This window comes from Sporosarcina siberiensis, assembly GCF_042681925.1.
In the GTDB taxonomy this organism is placed as follows: domain Bacteria; phylum Bacillota; class Bacilli; order Bacillales_A; family Planococcaceae; genus Sporosarcina; species Sporosarcina siberiensis.
Window position 1 is genome coordinate 1 of record NZ_JBHUGI010000013.1, and the last position, 6848, is coordinate 6848.

Genomic DNA, 6848 nt, shown 5'->3' on the forward strand with positions numbered 1-6848 from the left:
AGGCCATTTTCCATTCCTCCTAAATGTTTATCGTCGTTGAAAACATTTTATCATAAGGAATGGAAAATGCCTTTTCCTATTTACACAATTATATGGACTCCATCCATCTTGAAGCTGTTTTTTTGATCCAATATGCTTATTCCGTAGAATTTATGTGTGTGGTATACGGGAATCTGCTGAAAAAGGAGGTTTATCCAATGGAGAGTAACAAAATCATTTTTAGACAAGCACTTGAAAAAGATCTTGATTTTATTGTACAAATGCTTGCGGATGATGTTTTGGGCAGCACTCGAGAGCGTTATGAACAGCCACTTCCGGAGTCTTATTTGAATGCATTTAAGGCGATTGAATCGGATCCCAATCATAAATTAGTCGTTGCGTGTATTGGCGCTGAAATTGTTGGTGTTCAACAAATAACGTTTACTCCATACATAACTCGGCAAGGTGGGTGGAGGGCAACGATTGAAGGGGTTCGAATCGCACGGACGGCGCGGGGGCAAGGGATTGGAAGTAGGTTAATTGAGTATGCGGTTCAAAGATCTAAAGAGCACGGTTGCCATATCGTTCAGTTAACGACCGATAAAAAACGAGACGAAGCATTGCATTTTTATGAACAATTGGGGTTTACAGCATCTCATGAGGGGTTGAAATTACATCTTTAATGTAGAACCTATTGGGATTAAATCTGATGGCTTTGATGTTTAAATACAACAGCTACAAATTTTGTGAAAGAGGGTGATTTTGTGTTATTACTGTCGGGAGAAGATGTGGAGAAAGTCCTATCAATGGAAGATGCGATTGATGTAATGGAAGACGCATTCAGAAAATATGCGACGGGCGAATATGAAATGCCAACGCGGGTTTTTTCAAAAGTAAAAGGTGAGGACGACTACGCATTGATGCCTTGTTTTGTAGACGAATATATCGGGTTGAAAGTAGTGACTTCCTATCCTTCCAATTATGCAAGAAAAAATCCTGTGACACAAGGTGTAATTCTGTTAAATGACCGGGAGACAGGTGATCCACTTGCGCTCATCGAAGGAACCATTTTAACAGCCATTAAAACCGCGGCAGTATCCGGTGTTGCGGTACGCCATTTGAAACCAGAGGCGAAAACAATTGGGTTAGTAGGTACGGGAATCCAAGGAATCTATCAATTAATGGCGGCAGAAGCTGAAACTGAAGTTGAAACAATCTATTTATACAATCGCTCACCAGAAAAAATCAATGGTTTTATTAGAGAGTATAAAGAACTCACGTCTAGTACGGCCCAAATGATTGGGATGGAAGATGTTCATGAACTGATCAATAAGTCAGATGTCATTATTACGGCGACGACATCCGTAGACCCAGTTCTTCCGAATGAAGAAGCGATTTACAATGGTAAATTAATTGTGGGAGTGGGTTCCTATAAAAGCAATATGAGAGAGCTTCCTGAAAAACTATTTAGAAGTGCAGAGCAGTACATTATCGATTCTGAACAAGGAAAAGTAGAGTGCGGGGATATTATGGATCCGTTAGAAAATAAGTGGATCTCCGAAAAAGATGTAGTGTTGCTTTCCGATATATTATGTGGGAATCAAGAATTGGTTAGATCAAATCCTTCGAGTCCACTTATTTTCAAGTCTGTGAGCATGGCATTATTCGATGCAATGATCGGTGCCTTCGTTTACACGAAAGCAAAAGAACAAGGCATTGGAACCACTTTCAATATGTGAAAACGGTGACAGTCTCCCTTGCAATTCCGACAATGGAAACGGTATCGGTCACTCAACAAATATCTTCTCATCGATTTCATGAATATATGAATTTAAAATATCAATTTGCTCTTCCAACTTATTCTTGTGCTGCAATAAAATCGTCTTTGTATTCACTTCTTCATAGTCTAAATTAATGTTTGAAATGCTTGCTCTTATATCTTCAATGGACATGCCGAGACGACGGAAACATTTTATTAAATTAAGGATTTCAATGTCCTTTTCATCGAAAAAACGATGTTCTTGTGCATTTCTTTTTATTGGAGGAATTAAACTTATTTTTTCATAATATCGAATTGTGCTTGAAGGAATTTTGGATAATAAGCTGGCTTTTTGGATGGAATACATAATACATTCTCCTTGACTTAAAGTATGGTTTAACCTCTAAGGTTTATAGTATCAAACAAAAAGGGGAATGCACAATGAAAAAGATCTTAGTAGTTGTAACGAATGTATCTAAATATCCAAACGAGGAACGTGCAACAGGATTATGGTTAGGTGAAGCGGTTCACTTTGCGGATAAGGTGGAGAAGGAAGGGTACCAAATCGATTACGTCAGCCCTAAAGGTGGATTTACTCCGATTGATCCGTCCAGCTTACAGCCAGATCAAATGACTGAATTGGATTGGAATTATTATTCAAATAAAGATTTTTTAAATAAATTAAGTGTTACTTTATCGCCAGAAGCTGTACGTCCGGAAGAGTATGACGCCATTTATTATACTGGTGGGCACGGTGTCATGTGGGATTTCCCTGATGATGAAAAGTTACAAAATATCGCTAGTGCAATTCATGAAAATGGTGGTATTGTTTCTGGTGTTTGCCACGGCGTTGCAGGTTTATTCAACATTAAAAATGCAGCAGGGGCCTATTTAATAGCTGATAAAAAAGTTACTGGCTTTGCTAATACGGAAGAAATCGCACTTGGATTGGATAAAGTAGTTCCATTTTTAACAGAAGATGAGCTAGTCAACAGAGGAGCCAAGTACGTTAAAGGCGAAGACTGGGCACAGTTCGCTGTAGCGGACCAACGCGTCGTCACTGGACAAAATCCAGCATCAGGCGGTGCAGTTGCCAAAGAAGTCTTGGAATTATTGAAGTCAGCACGATAATCGGATTAAATGTATTTAAAAAGCACTTCATTGATCAACTTGATCAATGAAGTGCTTTTTTATCGTTTGGTGACAGTCCTTTGAACAATAGTCCAACCATGCTATAAGTTCATCCAACCAACTGGTCGGTTCGTCCAACGAAGCGATTAGTTTGTCCAACCAAACCCAAATAGTCCAACCATGCTATAAGCTCATCCAACCAACTGGTCGGTTCGTCCAACGAAGCCGTGAGTTCGTCCAACCAATTAAATTCTAGAATCGGGCATTTTAGTATTTCTTATACTTGGACGAAATCCCTCATCACCTCATCAAGCGCAGCTATCGTCAACCTACCCGCAATCCCATCCACAACAAGCCCCGATGCCTTTTGAAACGACTTCACCGCAGACTTTGTAGCAGGTCCGTATATTCCGTCAACACCGATTTTGTACCCTACTTGGAAAAGCATGCTTTGTATTTGCGTCACTTCGGGATCCACCGCATTCGTAAATGAATTGTTCCAACGACCGGTGTGCACTTCGAAATGGAGATGGATTCCTGTACTGTTTCCAGTCGTACCTTTCATACCAATGCGTTCGCCTAGTTTCACTGTTTGTCCGACTTTCACATTCATAGACTGTAGATGGGCATACACGGTTTCAAAGGTCCGTCCACCAATTAAATGGATAATCATAACCGTGCTTCCATAGCCGTTTGTAGACTTGGAAAAAGTAACTTTCCCAGCTGCAGCCGCAACAATTGCGTTGTTTGACGGGGTATTTCCGTAATCGACACCCCAATGCATCATCCGATTACGAGTGATCGGATGGATGCGGTACCCAAAAGGGGATGTGACCCGACCTTCACATGGTTTAATGAACATGAGTTTCCCTCCTTTTCCAGCAATTAAAAATGGATGATCCGTCACTGTGTTTTTAATTCAACAAGCACATCATGAATGGCAACGAGTTTTGATTCGAGCCGGTGCAATAGATAGAATGATACGAATATCGGGAAACCGATTTCTTGTATGAGGCTTATCCATTGTTCCATTTCGTTTCCTCCTTTCTTTCAACATGAAAAACCGGCTCCCAGTTCGAAAACTGGTGAACCGGTTTATGTCTGTTGATATGCGTTATACAAGTTCAGTGATTGTACGTTCGATAATTCGAGCGCCTGCTACGGAAGCAAGTGTTGCGCCGTCCACTTCAAATACGTCCGAAGTGATGATTTCCTGCATTGCCGCAGCGACGCTTTGCGGTGTTAAATCTGCACGGGGTTCATCGACAGTCAATGTCACTTTTTTGCCGCTTGCTGTGTTGAAATTCAACTGTAGTGTTTTAGCCATTTGGTATCCCTCCTTTTTTGTCTAGACTTCGCGCGCCAGCCCCTCGAGTCTATGCAGGCGCCCTACGCTTTTCCTTGTTAATTAATCAAACTCGATGTTTCTACGATTTCTGCTTCGATGAACGGAACATCGGATAACTCAGCAAGTTGCTCGAGCGCGTTATACAAGTTTGCAGCGGGTGCGTTCTCTTTGACGTTGCGATACGTCTTCGATTTGCGGATCATCTTGCCATCGTCCGTCATACCCCCGTCGAAGAAAACACGGCCAATCGCATGTTGAAATTGAACTGTTGTCGCCATATTTCTCACCTCCTTTCATCCTCTATATAGAGAATTTAGGAGGAAACGGATACCGGTGGAAGAAATGAATTGTATTGGAATTGTAATGGTGACTGTCCCCCTTACAATTTCAACACTATTCCACTTGCGGCACTAACGTATTCAGTTCATTCAATAATAAAATAAGATTACTTCCTCTTTTAAGAGAATTGTTGTCGTTAAATACAAACTCCCATGACCCTTCATAGTTTTCAGTATCGTAAATGGCTTGCAGTTCAAAGAAATCATGGATGTCACTGTTGTTCATGGAATTTGCAAATTCATCGGCTTTTTCCGCTTTACCATCGCTATTTGGATCCCCATGTAATACATGATCCAAATTACAAGAAAAGTAATAGATTTTATAAGGGATATTGGATAACGTGAAATCTGTCTTTACTAGAGCTTTCAGTTTATCTGATTTCAACTTATTTCTGTTCACGATTGCGTCTATTTGGCTTTCGTTATGAATTGCAATGAATTCCTCGCTGTATTTAATTCGTTCCACCGAGTTATCGACAATGACTTTGGATTCATCCATGAAGACGCCGTCCGTGTCCGTTAATTGTGCAACGATTAAAATATCCTCTTTTAAAAACTTTCTTTCTTTAATGAAATCATTGACCACGCTACTAATCACATCTTTGTGGCTCGTTTTTTCATTCTTATAATCGGATAAAATATCGCCATGAGTGATCGTAAACATAATGTTGAGAGGTTTACCTAATTCTTTTAAAAAAGGATATAATGCGTATTCTTCTGAGTTTCCTTCAGCTATAATAATGACAACTTTTTTACTTTGTTGAGCTGCTTTCATCTAATTTCACCAGCTTTTCTAAAAGCTTGTCTAAGATAGAAAGAATCTGTTTCATGATAAATTTCCTCCACCTGACCTCCCAATTGAATCGCTCGTATGTAAACATCTCTGAGGTTGTTTGTTTTTGTTAGGCCAGAAAGTTTGATGTATCGATTATCAGGATTTGTAGTAGTGAAAAACAAGCATTCCTTTGAGAGTACCTCCAAAAGTCTCAAGTTATGGGAGGTAAAGAGCAATTGTCCTTTTCCGTGAATTTCAAGGATCTCAATAATTTCACCTAACAAGAACTCGAAAATCCCAGCATCGAGTTCGTCGATAATGATGCATGAATTTGATTTGTTAAACATTGTAATTAATGTACTTAGAATCGAGAACAGCTTTTTAATACCATCCGATTCACACCAAAAGGGTAATTTAATTCCATTGCGATTGCTGAGAATTTCAACACGAACGCCTTCTTTCCCGTTCACGTCCGTTTCTCTTCCAAGGTCATTCAGTTCAACCGTTAAGCCGGGAATCACCTTTGTCAATACGATATTGATTTGCTCGAAAATGTCGACGGCCATTTCATATACATTCTTTGGAATTACCCGGGATCCGTCAAATTCAAAAGGAACGGTTCCACCACCATCGAAACTTGAATTCTCCATTTGAAAAGCGATGGGTAAGATGATATTTGCGTAGATCAGTCCTGAACTTTCATTCGTTACTATATGTAAATTTCTACAAAATGAAAACTTGAGAGTGCTTAAATAATAATATTCATCTTGTAACTCATTTCTTTCTAAAATTTCTAACGTATCTTTTCTGAATAAATAGGATGTTTTTTCCTTCTGGGCTAGACTTTTACTCACTTTTAAATCTACGATTGAATCAAATCCTTTAATCTTTTCAGGATTTCTTACGTTTAAAAAATCGGAGTTTTCACTTGCTGAGTAGGAAATAAGTTCTTTGATTCGAACGCCTTTTGCTACTTTTTTGTATCTTAGAGATTCATTTTTCAAGACGGCTTTGTCTTTTAAATTTCCAAAGTCAATTGTGTATTCTAAAATAAATTGTTCAGTCTCTTTTTGCACTAAAAATGAGAATTGTAAAGAAGCTGTTTGTTCCCCAGAATAAATTAAATGCTTAAACTCATTCGGAAACTTATCAGCTTGAAGGAATGTCTTGAGGACGCCAAATGCTTCAACAATGGCAGTTTTTCCAGAACCGTTTTGTCCATAAACCCCCAAGACATCGGAATTGTCGACGGACATTGACTTTGAAGAAGGGAACGTAACTTTGCCGTAACGCACATTTTTGAAATTTTGTAAGGTCACATCCAACACGCGAATTATCGGTTCCATTCTGCACATCCTTTCAGAAGTTCTTTAGTACTTGCCCATAACAAAGTGATTTATTCCAGAGTTATATTGGTGACAGCGTATAATGTAATATAAGTCAAATGCCATTTTTCGCGAAAAATGGCCGCACGAAACCAAAGCCTTCAATAATAATTTTTAAAAACTCAACAATCAC

Annotated in this window: 10 protein-coding genes; 3 read left to right on the forward strand and 7 right to left on the reverse strand. The window is 39.2% G+C overall.

What is annotated here, in order from left to right; all coding sequences use genetic code 11:
* Window positions 1–197 precede the first annotated feature (197 nt).
* Together ACFSFY_RS05830 and ACFSFY_RS05835 are read left to right on the forward strand one after the other, a co-directional pair.
* Entirely contained in the window at window positions 198–662 is a 465-nt protein-coding gene (locus tag ACFSFY_RS05830) for a GNAT family N-acetyltransferase (protein WP_381536245.1), read from the forward strand.
* Window positions 663–743: 81 nt separating this feature from the next.
* Window positions 744–1718 carry an ornithine cyclodeaminase family protein gene (locus ACFSFY_RS05835; protein WP_381536246.1) on the forward strand — a complete coding sequence of 325 codons (975 nt, stop codon included), beginning with the start codon at window positions 744–746 and terminating at the stop codon, window positions 1716–1718.
* Window positions 1719–1766: 48 nt separating this feature from the next.
* Here ACFSFY_RS05835 and ACFSFY_RS05840 read toward each other — a convergent pair whose 3' ends face one another.
* Complete coding sequence (locus tag ACFSFY_RS05840) at window positions 1767–2105, reverse strand: MerR family transcriptional regulator (protein ID WP_381536247.1); 339 nt, start codon at window positions 2103–2105, stop codon at window positions 1767–1769.
* A 74-nt stretch (window positions 2106–2179) separates the two neighbouring features.
* Between ACFSFY_RS05840 and ACFSFY_RS05845 the strand changes: the two genes are divergently transcribed.
* The gene (locus ACFSFY_RS05845) at window positions 2180–2869 is read left to right on the forward strand and encodes a type 1 glutamine amidotransferase domain-containing protein (RefSeq protein WP_381536248.1); all 690 of its coding nucleotides are present in this window, start codon (window positions 2180–2182) and stop codon (window positions 2867–2869) included.
* 277 nt (window positions 2870–3146) lie between these two features.
* On the opposite strand, the gene ACFSFY_RS05850 is transcribed toward ACFSFY_RS05845, so the two are convergent.
* The 6 genes from ACFSFY_RS05850 to ACFSFY_RS05875 form a co-directional block, all read right to left on the reverse strand.
* A complete protein-coding gene (locus tag ACFSFY_RS05850) occupies window positions 3147–3731 on the reverse strand; it encodes a peptidoglycan DD-metalloendopeptidase family protein (protein WP_381536249.1) in 585 nt (194 codons plus the stop codon).
* Between the two features lie 41 nt (window positions 3732–3772).
* Window positions 3773–3901: a YvrJ family protein gene (locus ACFSFY_RS05855; protein ID WP_381536250.1), complete on the reverse strand. Its 129-nt coding sequence runs from the start codon at window positions 3899–3901 to the stop codon at window positions 3773–3775.
* 82 nt (window positions 3902–3983) lie between these two features.
* Window positions 3984–4196: a DUF2922 domain-containing protein gene (locus ACFSFY_RS05860; protein ID WP_381536251.1), complete on the reverse strand. Its 213-nt coding sequence runs from the start codon at window positions 4194–4196 to the stop codon at window positions 3984–3986.
* 77 nt (window positions 4197–4273) lie between these two features.
* On the reverse strand, window positions 4274–4495 hold the full coding sequence (locus tag ACFSFY_RS05865; RefSeq protein ID WP_381536252.1) for a DUF1659 domain-containing protein: 222 nt from the start codon (window positions 4493–4495) through the stop codon (window positions 4274–4276).
* Window positions 4496–4610: 115 nt separating this feature from the next.
* Window positions 4611–5330, reverse strand: a complete 720-nt coding sequence (locus ACFSFY_RS05870) for a hypothetical protein (protein WP_381536253.1) — start codon at window positions 5328–5330, stop codon at window positions 4611–4613.
* Window positions 5327–6676, reverse strand: a complete 1350-nt coding sequence (locus ACFSFY_RS05875; protein ID WP_381536254.1) for an AAA family ATPase — start codon at window positions 6674–6676, stop codon at window positions 5327–5329. Before ACFSFY_RS05875 ends, ACFSFY_RS05870 begins: the two co-directional genes overlap by 4 nt.
* Window positions 6677–6848 lie beyond the last annotated feature (172 nt).